The 16,187-nt window shown below is 68.9% G+C and carries 12 protein-coding genes; 6 read left to right on the top strand and 6 right to left on the bottom strand.

Annotated elements, in window-relative coordinates; all coding sequences use genetic code 11:
- Positions 1-7: 7 nt before the first annotated feature.
- From ASF68_RS06290 to ASF68_RS06270, 5 genes are all read right to left on the bottom strand, one after another.
- Positions 8-829, bottom strand: coding sequence for a TspO/MBR family protein (locus ASF68_RS06290; RefSeq protein ID WP_056008263.1), 822 nt, complete (start codon positions 827-829; stop codon positions 8-10).
- Positions 830-915: 86 nt separating this feature from the next.
- Entirely contained in the window at positions 916-1,482 is a 567-nt protein-coding gene (locus ASF68_RS06285; RefSeq protein ID WP_056008261.1) for a DUF1697 domain-containing protein, read from the bottom strand.
- Complete coding sequence (locus ASF68_RS06280) at positions 1,479-2,003, bottom strand: SprT-like domain-containing protein (RefSeq protein ID WP_056008258.1); 525 nt, start codon at positions 2,001-2,003, stop codon at positions 1,479-1,481. The genes ASF68_RS06285 and ASF68_RS06280 overlap by 4 nt, the downstream gene beginning before the upstream one ends.
- A 73-nt stretch (positions 2,004-2,076) precedes the next feature.
- Positions 2,077-3,300 carry a sorbosone dehydrogenase family protein gene (locus ASF68_RS06275; RefSeq protein ID WP_056008255.1) on the bottom strand — a complete coding sequence of 408 codons (1,224 nt, stop codon included), beginning with the start codon at positions 3,298-3,300 and terminating at the stop codon, positions 2,077-2,079.
- Between the two features lie 2 nt (positions 3,301-3,302).
- Positions 3,303-4,157, bottom strand: a complete 855-nt coding sequence (locus tag ASF68_RS06270; RefSeq protein WP_056008252.1) for a spermidine synthase — start codon at positions 4,155-4,157, stop codon at positions 3,303-3,305.
- Between the two features lie 55 nt (positions 4,158-4,212).
- Here ASF68_RS06270 and ASF68_RS06265 point away from each other — a divergent pair, with 55 nt between their 5' ends.
- The 6 genes from ASF68_RS06265 (at position 4,213) to ASF68_RS06240 (ending at position 15,073) form a co-directional block, all read left to right on the top strand.
- Entirely contained in the window at positions 4,213-5,001 is a 789-nt protein-coding gene (locus tag ASF68_RS06265) for a 5-oxoprolinase subunit PxpA (RefSeq protein WP_056008250.1), read from the top strand.
- Positions 4,995-5,675, top strand: a complete 681-nt coding sequence (locus ASF68_RS19175) for an allophanate hydrolase subunit 1 (RefSeq protein ID WP_235526760.1) — start codon at positions 4,995-4,997, stop codon at positions 5,673-5,675. The genes ASF68_RS06265 and ASF68_RS19175 overlap by 7 nt, the downstream gene beginning before the upstream one ends.
- Entirely contained in the window at positions 5,672-6,541 is an 870-nt protein-coding gene (locus tag ASF68_RS19170; RefSeq protein ID WP_369796421.1) for a biotin-dependent carboxyltransferase family protein, read from the top strand. Before ASF68_RS19175 ends, ASF68_RS19170 begins: the two co-directional genes overlap by 4 nt.
- A 236-nt stretch (positions 6,542-6,777) precedes the next feature.
- Complete coding sequence (gene rpoB, locus ASF68_RS06250) at positions 6,778-10,269, top strand: DNA-directed RNA polymerase subunit beta (RefSeq protein WP_056008244.1); 3,492 nt, start codon at positions 6,778-6,780, stop codon at positions 10,267-10,269.
- 45 nt (positions 10,270-10,314) lie between these two features.
- Entirely contained in the window at positions 10,315-14,196 is a 3,882-nt protein-coding gene (locus ASF68_RS06245) for a DNA-directed RNA polymerase subunit beta' (protein ID WP_056008241.1), read from the top strand.
- A 112-nt stretch (positions 14,197-14,308) separates the two neighbouring features.
- Positions 14,309-15,073 (top strand): hypothetical protein, encoded by a 765-nt coding sequence (locus ASF68_RS06240; protein WP_056008238.1) that lies wholly within the window; start codon positions 14,309-14,311, stop codon positions 15,071-15,073.
- A gap of 27 nt (positions 15,074-15,100) precedes the next feature.
- On the opposite strand, the gene ASF68_RS06235 is transcribed toward ASF68_RS06240, so the two are convergent.
- A complete protein-coding gene (locus ASF68_RS06235; RefSeq protein WP_056008234.1) occupies positions 15,101-16,102 on the bottom strand; it encodes an amidase domain-containing protein in 1,002 nt (333 codons plus the stop codon).
- Positions 16,103-16,187 lie beyond the last annotated feature (85 nt).

Below are 16,187 nucleotides of genomic sequence, written 5' to 3'. Positions count from 1 at the left end.
CAGCTGGTCAGGCGTCGACGAGTGCTGCGCGGTCGCGTCCGCGGGTGACCCGGACGGCCACGGTGACGACGGCGACCACGACCGCGGCGATCGACGCCGCGACCCCCGCCTCGGTCGACAGGAGTTCACCGGTGAAGCGGCCGACGGCCACCCACGCGAGGCCCCAGCAGAGCGACAGCATCGGGGCGAGGCGTCCGCGACCGACGACCGCGAGCACGACCCCGACCGCGCCGGCGACCGCGAGGACGACGATCGCCCAGACGCCGGCGGCGGGCCCGTCGGCGCTGCCGATCCCTGATCCGACGAGCGCCGCGGTGAGGTTGGCCGCCGTCGCGACGCACACCCAACCGAGATAGAGGCCCATCGTGCCGTCGGTGATGATCGCGTCGGCCACGCCGCTCGGCCGGGTGCGGAGCACGATCACGAAGATGCGCGCCAGGACGCCGAGGAGCGCGACGATCACGAACACGCTGAGGACCAGGAACCCCGCCTGGACGACGAGGATCCACGCCGCGTTCAGCAGCAGGCTCGCGACGACCCAGGAGCCGAGACGACGGTGGCGCTCGCGGCTCGTCTGCGAGGGCAGGAACTGCCAGACCGCGTAGGCGACGAGCCCGAGGTAGATGACACCCCAGATGGAGAACGCCGGCCCGTCGGGGGCGATCGGGGTCGACGAGGCGCTCAGGGCTCCGTTCGCGGCGTTCTGGATCTGCGTGCCACCGGCGGCGCCCGACCCGAGGTACGAGCCGATGATCGCGAGGACCGCGCTGACGGCCACGGCGCTCTGCCGGATGCGGTCCGCGGTGGTGGGTCGTTCGGTACCGGTCATGACGCGTGCCTCCAGAATTGTGCAGCTAGCTGATCAATTCAGCGTACGCCACCAGGAGGCAGCTCGTTGGGGCTTGCGGCGGAGGCTCAGAGGAGCTTGCGCAGCGTCCGCAGGTTGCGCGTGGTGACGTGCGGCTTGAACCGGGCCTTCGACGACTCCTTCGCGAACGCGGTGTCGGTGCTCGAGCCCTTCGGGACCTCCCAGTAGAGGACGCCGTCGCCGGAGGAGACCCGGTCGGGCTGATCTCCGGCCGTCTCGGCGAACGCCAGCAGGGCGTCGAGCGAGGCCTGCTCCGAGGAGAACATGACGTACGGCTGGACCTGCTCGGTCTCCGCCCAGGGATAGGCGCCGACGACGTCCGCGAGCGCACGCTGATGGCTGAGGACGATCCAGGCCTCGTAGCCGAAGGCGTCGGCCAGGGCCTGCTCGATGCGGAGCTTGAGTGCGCCCCGCGTGTCGGTCGTCGCCGCGGCGGGCGCGAGCCCGGGATCGGTGAAGACCACGTTGCCGCTCGCGAGGACGGTGCGCACCTCCGTGCATCCGAGCGAGCGGAACACCTCGGCGAGCTCCACCGAGCGGATCGTGACACCGCCGACGTTCACCCCGCGCAGGAGTGCGATCCAGCGGTCGGCGGGGACCGGGTCGCCGGTCACGAGCCGACGGCCGGGTCGTTCGGGGTCGAACCGTCGAACGCGGCCGCACGACGGCGCATCGCCGGGGTGACCTCGCGGTGCACCCAGCTGAGGAGGAACCGTTCGTCGTACGAGCGCGAGCACTTGCCACAGGAGGTGGCACGGCTCGGGCGCCGGTGCCGGTACAGGACGTGTCCGGACGGACAGGTGCCCACCCAGGGCGCGAGCTCGTCCGCGGTCTGGCCCTCGTGGAGTCGTGAGCCTTCGTAGCCGAGTTCCTCGGCGACCTTGCGCCACTTGGGCCCGTGCCCGGCCCGCGCCCCGGCGAGCGCGTGGGCGACCTCGTGCAGCAGGATCTGGTGGATCTCGTCGTCGTCGTAGCGGGCGGCGAGGTACCGGGAGACGGTGATCCGCTTCGTCGTGAAGTTGCAGAGACCGGCTCGGCGCTTCGCGTTGTCGAATCCGAACGTCCACACCGCCGGGTCGAGGTGCAGCACGATGAGGGCCTGTGCCCACGCCGTGACCCGACTCAGTTCTGCCATGCCTGGATGGTACCCCCGGCGACCGACACCACCGGGCAGGAACCGGGCCTTCCCGCCGCGTGGCGAGATCAGGTCATCGCGGTGCGAGCGGCTCGAGGGGGAGCTCGACGATCCGGTCGTCGTCGGCGCCCGGTGAACCGCGGCCGTCCGTGTTGTTGGTGAGGATCCAGATCGTCCCGGGCGGGCCGGCGACGACGTCGCGGATCCTCCCGAACTCGCCGACGAGGTAGGGGACGGCGTCCACGACGCCGACGAGGGTCGTGCTCCCGGCCGGCACGTGCACGCCGTCGGTGATCCCGTACAGACGCTCACCGCGGAGGGACGCCATGAAGATCGTGTCGTCGACGATCGCCAGGCCGCTCGGGCTGGCGTCCTCGGTGGCCCACTGCGCGACCGGGTCGATCATGCCGTCCGCTCCGGCGATCCCTTCGGCGATCGGCCAACCGTAGTTGCCGCCTGGTGTGATCCGGTTGAGCTCGTCCCAGGTGTTCTGTCCGAACTCACTCGCCCAGAGTCCGCCGTCACGATCCCAGGCGAGGCCCTGCGGGTTGCGGTGGCCGAAGGAGTAGACGGGTGAGCCGGGGAAGGGGTTGTCAGCCGGTACCGCGCCCTCCGGGGTGAGCCGGAGGATCTTGCCACCGAGGCTGTCGCCGTCCTGCGCGAGGTTCCGGTCTCCGGCGTCACCGGCCGTCGCGTAGAGCATGCCGTCCGGGCCGAACGCGATGCGCCCGCCGTTGTGGTTGCCGGCACGCGGGATGCCCACGAGCACCTCGTCGACCGCGCCGAGGGCATACGAGCCGGCCTCGCCCGTGAGCGGCATCCGGACGATGCGGTTGTCGGAGGCCGTCGTGAGGTAGGCGTAGACCCACGTGCTGTCCTCGGTCGACGGCTCCGGGGTGAGCACGGCGAGGCCCAGCAGCCCACCCTCCCCGCCGGCGGCGACGCCCGGGACGACACCGAGCTGACGGACGTCTCCGCCGCTGACGAGTTCGAGGATGTCGCCGGCGTCGCGCTGACTCACGAGCGTGCTTCCCGAGGGGAGCCTCACCATCGACCAGGGCGCTTCCAGGCCGCCGACGACGGTGGTGGCGGCACCGGTCGGTGCGACGGGCCCGACGGGATCCGCGGGCGCCGACGCCGACTCGCTCGGCACGGGGGAAGGGGAGAGCGCCGCCGTGCCCGGCGAGCGGGGCTCGGCCTCCGTGCAGGCGACGAGTGCCAGCGCGGCGGCGAACAGGGTGGTGAGCGCGGCGGGCGCACGCAGGCCCCGTCGTGTCGGCGTCTGCGTGCTGGCCATGGTCAGCCCTTCGTCTGGAAGATGCCCTGGGCGGGTTTCGGGGAGGGGACGGCGGTCCCGTCCGTCACGACCTGCGCACCCGCGATGAAGGCACGCAGCTCAGCGCCCGCGACCGCCTTCGCCGGGTGGGGCCCGGCGGCGAGGAGTCGCGGCAGGAAGTCGAGTGGGAGGGCGGTGTTCGAGCCGACGAGGACGACGTTGCCGAACCGCCGTCCCTTGAGGATCTGCGTCTCCGCCAGTGCGGCCACGTGCGCCACCGACGCCGACAGGGTGGCGGCCTGCCCACGGGCGAAGGCGAGGCCACGACCGTCGGCGACGTTCACGACGATCACGCCGGTCGGCGAGAGCAGCTCGACCGCCGAGGCGTAGAACTCCGTGCTCGTCACGTGTGCCGGCGTGTTCGCGCCGCTGAAGATGTCCACGACCACGAGGTCGACCGTGCCGCGGAGGCCCGGGGGCAGCTTCGCGACGATCTCTCGAGCGTCGCCGTAGCGGACCCGGATCTGCGCCCGCTTCGACCAGGGCAGGTGCTCACGCACGAGGTCGATGAGTTCCCGCTCGAGTTCGACGACCTGCTGGCGCGATCCCGGCCGAGTAGCCTCCACGTAACGGGGGAGCGTGAGCGCGCCGGCGCCCAGGTGGACGGCCGTGATCGGCTGACCGGGGTCGGCGATCTCGTCGATGATGTGGCCGATGCGCTGGACGTACTCGAAGAAGAGCTCCTCGGGCTGGTCGAGGTTGACGTGGGACTGCGGGGTGCCGTCGACCACCAGCTGGTAGGTGCCGGGCACGAAGCGGTCGGCCTCGATCCTGGCCAGGTAACCGCTGACGCCGAGTCGTACCTGTGCCTCGTCCATGCCCCCAGCCTAGACTTCCCGCGACAGCACGAGGCGGAGCGGGAAGGGTGCGGCCGTGGCCCAGGTGGACCTCAACAGCGATCTCGGGGAGGTCTGGCGCGGTGCGTCGACGGCCGACGACGACGCGATGTTCGCCCTGATCACGAGCGCGAACATCGCCTGCGGCTTCCACGCCGGCGACGACACGTCCATGCGCGACGCCGTCCGTCGCGCGACGGCCAGCGCGGTGTCCCTCGGCGCCCATCCCTCCTACCGGGACGAGGCGGGCTTCGGCCGACGCGACCGGGACGTCCTGCCCGAGGTGCTCGAAGCCGAGGTCCTCGAGCAGCTGCGGGCCTTGGGCCGGGCGGTCGACGAGGTCCGCGAGGTCGACGGCGACGGACCCCGGCTCGCGTACGTGAAACCGCACGGCGCCCTCTACAACCGGATCGCGCACGATCGGGTCCAGGCGGTGGCGGTCGTGCGGGCGGTGCTCGCGGCCTCCGAGGAGCTCGGGCGGTCGCTCCCCGTCCTCGGCATGCCGGGCTCCGTCATCGAGGGGGAGGTCCGAGCCGCCGGGCTCCGGTTCGTCGCGGAGGCCTTCGTCGACCGAGGCTACCGCTCGGACGGCTCGCTCGTCCCACGTGATCAGCCGGGAGCCCTGCTGACCGACGAGACGGAGGCCGCCCGCCGCGCCGTCACCCTCGTCCTCGACCGTCGGATCACCACGGTCGACGGCGTCGAACGGGAACTCGAAGCCGCCTCACTCTGCGTGCACGGTGACACCCCCGGAGCCGTGTCGATGGCGGCGGCGGTCAGGGCGGCCCTCGTGGCGGACGGCGTCGAGCTGGTCGCACCGTGGTGACCGCGGACACCTCAGGCGGTCCCGTCCTCCGCGCGATGGGGGAGGAGGCGGTCCTCCTCGAACTCGGATCGCTCGACGACGTCCTCCTCGTCCACCGGGCGCTCGCCGCCGCACGTCCTGACGGTCTCGTCGACCTCGTGCCCGCCGCCCGGACCGTGCTCGCGGTGACGGACGCGCGGGGCCCGGCGCTCGCCGCGGTCGGCGCCTGGTTGCACACGACGGCGGAACGGGTGCTGCGGCCGGACGGGGGAGACGCGATCGCATCCGCCGCAGGGGCATCGGATCGGCCGGAGGTCGTCATCCCGGTCCGCTACGACGGCGCCGACCTCCTGGAGACCGCGGCCCTTCTGGGGATGGACGCCGACGGGCTCGTCGCGCGGCACACCGGTTGCGTCTGGACCGTGGCGTTCAGCGGGTTCGCGCCCGGTTTCGCCTACCTCGTCGGCGGAGCCGCGTGGCCACTCGAGGTCCCGCGGCTGAGCGTGCCGCGCACGGCCGTCCCCGCCGGTGCGGTGGCACTGGCCGGGGCGTTCGGCGGGGTCTACCCCCGGTCCTCGCCCGGTGGATGGCGCATCATCGGGCGCACCGACACCGTGCTGTGGGACACCGCGGCGGACCCACCGGCCCGGCTCGTCCCCGGGGACCGGGTGCGCTTCGTGCGGGTCACCGCATGATGGGCGGGACGCTGCTCGTGGAGACCGCCGGGCCGTCCGCCACACTCCAGGATCTGGGGCGCCCCGGTGCGGCCTCGCTCGGGGTCGGTGCGTCCGGCGCGCTCGATCGCGGAGCGCTGCGCCTCGCCAACCGCCTCGTGGGCAACCCGGAGGGCCGTGCGGCGCTGGAGATCGTGCTGGGCCCGTTCGCCGCCGTCCCGGACGTCGACCTGTGGGTCGCGGTGACCGGCGCCTGGGGCCCGATCACGGTCGACGGCCGCCCGGTCGACGGGCACCGGGCCGTCCTGGTGCCGGCCGGCTCCAGGCTCGAGCTCGGCGCGGCGACGCACGGCCTGCGCTCCCTCCTCGCCGTCCGGGGCGGCTTCGACGGCCCGCAGCTCCTCGGCTCGCGATCGACGGACACCCTGGCCGGCCTCGGCCCCGAGCCGGTCGCCACCGGCGATCGACTCACCGTCCTGCCGACACCGCGCCGCCGCATCCCGGTGCTCGACATCGCCCCCTGGACGCGACCGGACGCCGGGGAGCGGCTCGTGCGGGTCACGCCGGGACCACGCGCGGACTGGTTCGACGACGAGGCGCTGCGGCGGTTCGTCGAGCAACCCTGGACCGTGACGGCCGACGCCGATCGGATCGGGATGCGCCTCGACGGGACGCCGCTCCAACGAAGGGACCCGGGCCGCGAGCTGCCGAGCGAGGGCATGGTCGCGGGTGCCGTGCAGGTGCCGCCGAGTGGTCTGCCGACCATCCTCCTCGCCGATCACCCAGTCACCGGCGGATACCCCGTCATCGCGGTCGTGCGGCCGGCGGACCGCGACCTCCTGGCGCAGCTGCGGCCCGGCCAGCGGGTGCGGTTCAGTCGGACCTGAGGGCGACAGCGGGGTCGGTCCGGCGGTTATACCGGAAAGTCGAAAACTCGTCAAGGAAACAGTAGACACGCCGCAGATTCCGGCATATAGTTGTTCTTTGCGCTCCCAGAATCTCTATGCCTTCATATTGCGGTCGGCTGGTGTGCGGGTTCAACCCGCCACATGTTCCTTTCTGGTGAGTAACTCCACTGACGACCAGTAACTCGGCCCCCAACAGGCCTCCGGAGGTTATCCCCTTGGCTGCTGCGCGCAACGCAACCACCAACTCACCCAAGAACGGCCGCGGAGCATCCCGCCTCTCGTTCGCGAAGATCACCGACACGCTGACGGTTCCAGACCTCCTGGCTCTGCAGACCGAAAGCTTCGACTGGCTGGTCGGCAACGACGTGTGGAAGGCACGCGTCGCTGAAGCCACCCAGGCCGGCCGGCAGGACCTGCCGACGAAGAGCGGCCTCGACGAGATCTTCGAGGAGATCTCTCCCATCGAGGACCTCGGCGAGACGATGCAGCTCTCCTTCGCCAACCCGTACCTCGAGCCCGAGAAGTACTCCATCGACGAGTGCAAGGAGCGCGGCAAGACCTACGCGGCCCCGCTCTACGTCGAGGCCGAGTTCATGAACCACCTCACCGGTGAGATCAAGACGCAGACGGTCTTCATGGGCGACTTCCCGCTCATGACGGAGCGCGGTACCTTCATCATCAACGGCACCGAGCGTGTCGTCGTCTCGCAGCTCGTCCGCAGCCCGGGCGTCTACTTCGAGTCGGCTCAGGAGAAGACCTCCGACAAGGACATCTTCTCCGCTCGCGTCATCCCGAGCCGCGGTGCCTGGCTCGAGTTCGAGATCGACAAGCGCGATCAGGTCGGCGTCCGCATCGACCGCAAGCGCAAGCAGTCCGTCACCGTGTTCCTCAAGGCACTCGGCATGACGAGCGAGGAGATCCTCGAGGAGTTCAAGGGCTACGAGTCCATCGAGCTCACCCTCGAGAAGGACACGATCCTCACCAAGGAGGACGCGCTCCGCGACATCTACCGCAAGCTCCGTCCGGGCGAGCAGGTCGCTGCCGAGGCCGCGCGTGCGCTCCTCGACAACTTCTACTTCAACTCGAAGCGCTACGACCTCGCGAAGGTCGGCCGGTACAAGATCAACAACAAGCTCGGACTCGACAAGCCGCTCAGCGACTCCGTCCTGACGAACGACGACATCGTCGCCACGATCAAGTACCTCGTCGCCCTCCACCGCGGAACGGCCACCCTCCCGGGTGTCCGCAACGGCAAGCCGGTCGACCTCCGTCTCGACACGGACGACATCGACAACTTCGGCAACCGTCGCATCCGCGCCGTCGGCGAGCTCATCCAGAACCAGGTCCGCACCGGCCTGTCCCGCATGGAGCGCGTCGTCCGCGAGCGCATGACCACGCAGGACATCGAGGCGATCACGCCGCAGACCCTGATCAACGTGCGCCCCGTCGTCGCCGCGATCAAGGAGTTCTTCGGAACCTCGCAGCTGTCGCAGTTCATGGACCAGAACAACCCGCTCGCTGGTCTGACCCACAAGCGTCGTCTCTCGGCGCTCGGCCCCGGTGGTCTGTCGCGTGAGCGTGCAGGCGTCGAGGTGCGAGACGTCCACCCGTCGCACTACGGACGCATGTGCCCGATCGAGACCCCGGAAGGCCCGAACATCGGCCTGATCGGTTCGCTCGCATCGTTCGCGCGGATCAACTCGTTCGGGTTCATCGAGACCCCGTACCGTCGCGTCGTCGACGGCCGGGTCACCGAGGACATCGACTACCTGACCGCGATGGAAGAGGACAACTTCATCGTCGCGCAGGCCAACGCTCCCCTGAAGAGCGACGGCCACTTCCAGGAGGACCGCGTCCTCGCCCGGAAGAAGGGCGGCGAGGTCGACCTCATCCCGTCCGAGGAGATCGGCTACATGGACGTCTCCCCGCGCCAGATGGTGTCGGTCGCGACGTCGCTCATCCCGTTCCTCGAGCACGACGACGCGAACCGCGCACTCATGGGTGCGAACATGCAGCGTCAGGCCGTCCCGCTCCTCATGTCGGACTCGCCGCTCGTCGGTACCGGTATGGAGGGCTATGCGGCCATCGACGCCGGCGACGTCGTCACGGCCGACAAGGCCGGCGTCGTGCAGGAGGTGTCGGCAGAGTCCGTCACGATCCAGCTCGACGAGGGTGGCACGCAGACCTACTACCTGCGCAAGTTCGACCGCTCCAACCAGGGCACGAGCTACAACAACCGCGTCATCGTCTCCGAGGGTGCACGCATCGAGGCCGGCGAGGTCATCGCCGACGGCCCCGCCACGGAGAACGGCGAGCTCGCGCTCGGCAAGAACCTCCTCGTCGCCTTCATGACGTGGGAGGGTCACAACTTCGAGGACGCGATCATCCTCAGCCAGAACCTGGTGAAGGACGACATCCTCTCCTCGATCCACATCGAGGAGTACGAGGTCGACGCGCGCGACACCAAGCTCGGCAAGGAGGAGATCACCCGTGATCTCCCGAACGTCAGCCCGGAGCTGCTCAAGGACCTCGACGAGCGCGGCATCATCCGCATCGGTGCCGAGGTCCGCCCCGGCGACATCCTCGTCGGCAAGGTCACGCCGAAGGGTGAGACCGAGCTCTCCGCCGAGGAGCGCCTGCTCCGCGCCATCTTCAACGAGAAGAGCCGCGAAGTCCGCGACACCTCGCTGAAGGTGCCCCACGGTGAAGCCGGAACGATCATCGCGGTCAAGGTGTTCGACGCACAGGACGGCGACGACGAGCTCGGCTCGGGCGTCAACCAGCGTGTGGTCGTCTACATCGCCCAGAAGCGCAAGATCACCGAGGGCGACAAGCTCGCCGGCCGTCACGGCAACAAGGGTGTCATCGCGAAGATCCTGCCCGTCGAGGACATGCCGTTCCTCGAGGACGGCACGCCGGTCGACGTCATCCTCAACCCGCTCGGCATCCCCGGTCGAATGAACTTCGGCCAGGTCCTCGAGATCCACCTGGGTTGGATCGCGAAGCAGGGCTGGAACGTCGAGGGCAAGCCGTCCTGGGCGAAGAAGCTGCCCGCGGCCGCCCACTCGGCGGAGCCGAACACCAAGGTCGCGACCCCGGTGTTCGACGGCGCTTCCGAGGAGGAGATCGCCGGTCTGCTCGATTCGACCAACGTCACCCGCGACGGTGACCGCCTGATCGGTTCCTCCGGAAAGGCCCGTCTGTTCGACGGCCGCTCCGGCGAGCCGTTCCCGGCGCCGGTCTCGGTCGGCTACATGTACATCCTCAAGCTGCACCACCTCGTGGACGACAAGATCCACGCGCGTTCGACGGGTCCGTACTCGATGATCACGCAGCAGCCGCTCGGTGGTAAGGCTCAGTTCGGTGGACAGCGCTTCGGTGAGATGGAGGTCTGGGCCCTCGAGGCCTATGGAGCCGCGTACGCGCTCCAGGAGCTCCTGACCATCAAGTCCGACGACATCCTCGGCCGCGTCAAGGTGTACGAGGCCATCGTCAAGGGCGAGAACATCCAGGAGCCGGGTATCCCCGAGAGCTTCAAGGTGCTCATCAAGGAAATGCAGTCGCTGTGCTTGAACGTCGAGGTCCTCTCGGCCGACGGCACCGCGGTGAGCCTGCGCGACACCGACGACGACGCCTTCCGCGCCGCCGAGGAGCTCGGGATCAACATTTCCTCCAGGTTCGAGTCGTCGTCCATCGACGAGATCTAAGCCTGACCACTGTAGAGACTGACGAAACCTTTCATAGGAGATACATTGCTCGACGTCACAACTTTTGACGAGCTTCGCATTGGTCTGGCCACCGCAGACGACATCCGTGCCTGGTCGCACGGAGAGGTCAAGAAGCCCGAGACCATCAACTACCGCACCCTCAAGCCCGAGAAGGACGGTCTGTTCGGTGAGCAGATCTTCGGTCCTTCCCGCGACTGGGAGTGCGCCTGCGGCAAGTACAAGCGGGTCCGCTTCAAGGGCATCGTGTGCGAGCGCTGCGGTGTCGAGGTCACGAAGTCGTCGGTGCGCCGTGAGCGCATGGGCCACATCGAACTCGCCGCCCCGGTCACGCACATCTGGTACTTCAAGGGTGTCCCTTCGCGCCTCGGCTACCTGCTGGACATGGCGCCCAAGGACCTCGAGAAGGTCATCTACTTCGCGGCCTACATGGTCATCGATGTGGACGAGGACGCACGTCACCAGGACATGCCCGGCCTTGAGAACGAGCTCCGCCTCGAGATCAAGACGCTCGGCGACCAGCGCGACTCGCGCATCGCAGACCGCCTGAAGAAGCTCGAGGACGACCTCGTCGCCCTCGAGGAGGAAGGCGCCAAGAGCGAGCAGAAGCGTCGCACCAAGGACGCCGCCGAGAAGGAGATGAGCCAGACCCGCAAGTCCTACGACGAGCAGATCGCTCACCTCGAGCGCGTCTGGGAGGACTTCCGCAACCTCAAGGTCGGCGACCTCAAGCCCGAGGACTCCGTGTTCCACGAGCTGCAGGACCGCTTCGGCCTGTACTTCGAGGCCTACATGGGTGCCGAGGCGGTCAAGAAGCGCCTGCTGTCCTTCGACCTCGCCGCCGAGTCCGAGCTGCTCCACCACCAGATCGCGGAGGGCAAGGGTCAGAAGAAGATCCGCGCCATCAAGCGTCTGCGCGTGGTCAACTCGTTCCTCATCACCGGCAACTCGCCGGCCGCGATGGTGCTCGACGTGGTCCCCGTGATCCCGCCGGAGCTCCGTCCGATGGTGCAGCTCGACGGTGGCCGCTTCGCGACCTCCGACCTCAACGACCTCTACCGTCGTGTGATCAACCGCAACAACCGTCTGCGTCGTCTGCTCGACCTCGGGGCTCCCGAGATCATCGTCAACAACGAGAAGCGGATGCTGCAGGAGGCCGTCGACGCCCTGTTCGACAACGGTCGCCGTGGTCGCCCCGTCACCGGTACCGGCAACCGCGCCCTGAAGTCCCTCAGCGACATGCTGAAGGGGAAGCAGGGTCGTTTCCGCCAGAACCTCCTCGGCAAGCGCGTCGACTACTCCGGCCGTTCGGTCATCATCGTCGGCCCGCAGCTGAAGCTGCACCAGTGTGGTCTGCCTAAGCAGATGGCGCTGGAGCTCTTCAAGCCGTTCGTCATCAAGCGCCTGATCGACCTGAGCCACGCTCAGAACATCAAGGCCGCGAAGCGCATGGTCGAGCGCAGCCGTCCCGAGGTCTGGGACGTGCTGGAGGAGATCATCCGCGAGCGCCCCGTGCTGCTGAACCGTGCGCCCACGCTGCACCGTCTCGGCATCCAGGCGTTCGAGCCTCAGCTCGTCGAGGGCAAGGCCATCCAGCTGCACCCGCTCGTGTGCGCCGCGTTCAACGCGGACTTCGACGGCGACCAGATGGCTGTCCACCTCCCGCTGTCCGTCGAGGCCCAGGCCGAGGCGCGCATCCTGATGCTCGCGTCGAACAACATCCTGAAGCCGTCCGACGGCCGCCCGGTCACCCTGCCCACGCAGGACATGATCATCGGCCTCCACCACCTCACCACCCTCAAGGAGGGTGTCGAGGGTGAGGGTCGTGCCTTCTCGTCGGTCGCCGAGGCGATCCTCGCGAAGGACCAGGGCTCGCTCGACCTCAACGCCAAGGTGCGCATCCGTCTGACCGACGTGACGTTCGCCGAAGGCACGGGGCCCGAGGGCTACGAGGGTTCCGGCGTCGCACTCGTCGAGACCACGCTCGGTCGCGCACTCTTCAACGAGGCGCTGCCGGCGGACTACCCCTACGTCGAGGACGTGGCGGACAAGGGCAAGCTGTCCTCGATCGTCAACGACCTCGCGGAGCGGTACCCGAAGACGGTCGTCGCGGCCACGCTCGACAACATCAAGGACGCCGGTTTCCACTGGGCGACGCGTTCCGGTGTGACCGTTGCGCTCAGCGACGTCCTGACCCCGCCGAACAAGCGGGAGATCGTCCAGGGCTACGAGAAGCAGGCCGCCAAGGTCCAGAGCCAGTTCGACAAGGGTCTGACCACGGATGCCGAGCGTCGTCAGGAGCTCATCAAGATCTGGACGGAGGCCACCGAGAAGGTCGCCGAGGCCATGCGCGCGAACTTCCCGGCGGACAACACCATCAACCGCATGGTGTCGTCGGGTGCTCGTGGTAACTGGCTGCAGATCCGCAACATCGCGGGTATGCGAGGCCTGGTGAACAACCCGAAGGGTGAGATCATCCCTCGCCCGATCATCTCCTCCTACCGTGAGGGACTGTCGGTCGCGGAGTACTTCATCGCGACCCACGGTGCCCGTAAGGGTCTGGCTGACACGGCGCTCCGTACCGCCGACTCGGGATACCTCACGCGTCGTCTCGTCGACGTCTCGCAGGATGTCATCATCCGCGAAGACGACTGCGGCACGACCAAGGGTCTCGAGCTCGCGATCGCGAACGCCGACAGCTCGGGTGAGCTCGTGCGCGACCCGAACGTGGAGAACTCCGTGTTCGCCCGTTCGCTGGCCGCCGCTGCGGTCAACCCGAAGGGTGAGGTCGTCGCCGAGGCCGGCGAGGACGTCGGTGACGTGCTCATCGACAAGCTCGTGTCGGCCGGTGTCGAGAACATCAAGGTGCGCTCGGTCCTGACCTGCGAGTCGACCGTCGGTGTGTGTGCAGCCTGCTACGGCCGCTCGCTCGCCACGGGCAAGCTCGTCGACATCGGCGAGGCCGTCGGCATCATCGCGGCCCAGTCGATCGGTGAGCCCGGTACCCAGCTGACGATGCGTACCTTCCACACCGGTGGTTCCGCGTCGGCAGACGACATCACGCAGGGTCTGCCCCGCGTGCAGGAGCTGTTCGAGGCGCGCACCCCCAAGGGTGCGACCCCGATCGCCGAGGCCGCCGGTCGCATCACGATCGACGAGAACGACAAGTCGCGCAAGGTCATCCTGACGCCCGACAACGGCGACGAGCCGGTCGTCTACCCGGTGCTGAAGCGTGCGGTCCTCCTCGTCGAGGACGGACAGCACGTCGAGCTCGGTCAGAAGATCCACGTCGGTGCGGTCGACCCCAAGGAGGTCCTGCGTGTGCAGGGCGTCCGCGAGGTCCAGAAGCACCTCGTCGGTGGCGTCCAGGGCGTGTACCGCTCGCAGGGTGTCCCGATCCACGACAAGCACATCGAGGTCATCGTGCGCCAGATGCTGCGGAAGGTGACCGTCGTCGACCACGGCGACACCGACCTGCTGCCCGGCGAGCTCGTCGACCGCCTGCGCTACGCCGAGCTCAACCGCTCGGCCGTGTCGGAGGGTCGTCGCACCGCGTCGGCTCGCCAGGAGGTCATGGGTATCACCAAGGCCTCCCTCGCGACCGAGTCGTGGCTGTCGGCCGCTTCCTTCCAGGAGACCACGCGTGTCCTCACGCAGGCCGCCATGGAAGGCAAGAGCGACCCGCTGGTCGGCCTCAAGGAGAACGTCATCATCGGTAAGCTCATCCCGGCCGGTACCGGCCTGGCGCGCTACCGCAACGTGACGGTCGAGGCCACCGAAGAGGCGAAGGCGGAGCGTTACCCGAACCGCATCTTCGGTGAGGACGGCGCGTTCAACGAGTCCGACCTGAGCTTCGTCGACTTCGACAGCTTCAGCTCCGACGACTTCACCCCCGGGAACTACAACTAGGGGTTGAACGACTCAACCGGAAGGCCCGCCCTGCATCATGCAGGGCGGGCCTTCCGCCGTTGTGGGGGACACCCGAGTTGTGCGGGCGGGCCGGGGCCGACATGCTGAGGGGATGAGCGATCAGCCCGAGCAGCCCACCGGTTCGTTCCAGCCCCTGGAACCGGACTCGGCAGCGGCGCAGCCGGACATCCGGTACGGCGCACCGGCGCCGAAGCGGAAGCGGAACCCCCTCGTCATCTGGCTGAGCGTGCTGGCCGCCGTGCTCGTGATCGCGCTCGTCGTCGTCATCGGCCTCCTCGTCGTCGGTCAGGGCGGTACGCCCGCGACGGACGCCACCGGCACGCCGACCGTGACGGCCACCGCGGAGCCGACTCCGGCGCCGACCGCGACGGACGCCGTGCCCGCCGCGCCCGTGCGACCGACCGACTGCACGCAGCTCTTCCCCGCCGGCTACATCGACTCGGTGACCGAGGGCGGGATCCTCGAGCTCAACCCGGCGTGGGCACAGCCGGATCTCGCGACGGAGTTCATCGGGTCGAACGACAACGCGCTCGTGGCCGTCATCTCGGCGAACACCGACCGCCTCAACTGCATCCTCGGCAAGTCGAGCGGTGGTGGCGACCTCGGGATCGAGACGAACGTGCTCGTGGTCGACGCCGCCACGCAGACCGCTGCGATCGCGCGGATGAACGAGGCCGGCTTCACCTGCTCCGAGGAGACCGGTGGCACGATGTGCTTCACCGAGACGACCGAGGACGCCGGCACCTACGGGGAGCGCCACTTCCTCCGCGACGGCACGTGGATCGCGACCCGCTGGTCGAACACGTCCATCACCGGCTGGACGCAGACGATCGTCTCCACGCTCTTCCCCGCCTGAGACCGTGGCCCGGCTTCCGGATTCCGGCTAGGCGATGCTCCAGTAGTACACGTCCGCGCCGGGGTGCAGGACGGTGATGGCCTCGTCGACGGTGCGGTAGTCGGTGTCGTCGGTGTGCCCGGCGTAGTACACCTGGGTTCCGGCGTCCGTGATCTCGACGCGGGACACGATGCCCGTGTGGTCCCGGTCGCCACTGTTGTCCCAGTCGAACTGCACGATGTCGCCGACCTTGACCTGGTCGCGCTGGGTGTCGTCGAGCGCGGTGGCGAGGTCCGGGCGCCCCTCCAGGTAGTTCATGAAGAACGTGGAACTGACCCAGGCCTTCGAGAAGTCGAAGTCCTCGCCCGTCCCCTCGGCCCACCAGTCCTCGTCCATGGTCCACCCGCGCTCGATGAGACTCTGGCTGGCGAAGTTCGCGCAGTCGGTGTCGGGAAGTGAGCCGTACTCGGCGAGGTTGTAGTCGTCCCAGTGTGCGAAGACGTAGGCCATCTGCGTGTCGACCGGGCTCATGATGTCGTAGCGGTAGCTCAGGGTGTCTCCATCGATCCGGAGCTCGTCCGCGTACACGGCGATCCCCACGTCGGCGGGGGAGAAGTCCGAGGCAGGTGGCACAGCGACCGTCACCTCGGTGCTCGTCGCCGACAGGATCTCGGCGTCCTGCGCTCCGAAGACGACGCGCGTGACGCCGTCCACGTCGGTTCCGCTGACGGTGACGGTGCTGCCGCCGGCCACGGGGCCGGCCGTCTCCGAGATCGCCGTGACCGCCGTGGCGTTCACGGTCGACGCGGGGACCGACAGCGCCGCATCACCGTTCGGCTGCGCGGCGGCGCCTGAACGAGGCGAGCCGGAGCCGTTCGCCGCGAGCGGCGCGATGACCGCGGTGGCGAGGAGGAGGGCGGCACCGGCGGCAGCACCGGCGACGACGCGGCGTCCGCGGAGGGGCAGGCCGCGGTATCGGGCCGAGAGGCGACGGAGCGGCGAGTGGGCACGTGTGTCGTCGCGCTGGGCATGGGGGAGCTGCTCTGGCATGGTGCCTTTCCGGGGGATGCGCCGTGGGGGAGCGGCGTCGCGGGATCGGCGTTGATCCGACAAGTGTCTGTTGTGAGTCCCACTC

This window comes from Plantibacter sp. Leaf314 (assembly GCF_001423185.1).
Lineage (GTDB): Bacteria > Actinomycetota > Actinomycetes > Actinomycetales > Microbacteriaceae > Plantibacter.
This window is presented reverse-complemented; position numbering and strand designations above follow the sequence as displayed.

Coding starts and splice junctions, on each gene's coding strand:
- ASF68_RS06240 (WP_056008238.1), top strand. CDS start 14,309: ATGAGCGATCAGCCCGAGCAGCCCACCGGTTCGTTCCAGCCCCTGGAA.
- ASF68_RS06290 (WP_056008263.1), bottom strand. CDS start 829: ATGACCGGTACCGAACGACCCACCACCGCGGACCGCATCCGGCAGAGC.
- ASF68_RS06280 (WP_056008258.1), bottom strand. CDS start 2,003: ATGGCAGAACTGAGTCGGGTCACGGCGTGGGCACAGGCCCTCATCGTG.
- ASF68_RS06235 (WP_056008234.1), bottom strand. CDS start 16,102: ATGCCAGAGCAGCTCCCCCATGCCCAGCGCGACGACACACGTGCCCAC.
- ASF68_RS06275 (WP_056008255.1), bottom strand. CDS start 3,300: ATGGCCAGCACGCAGACGCCGACACGACGGGGCCTGCGTGCGCCCGCC.
- ASF68_RS19170 (WP_369796421.1), top strand. CDS start 5,672: ATGATGGGCGGGACGCTGCTCGTGGAGACCGCCGGGCCGTCCGCCACA.
- ASF68_RS06270 (WP_056008252.1), bottom strand. CDS start 4,157: ATGGACGAGGCACAGGTACGACTCGGCGTCAGCGGTTACCTGGCCAGG.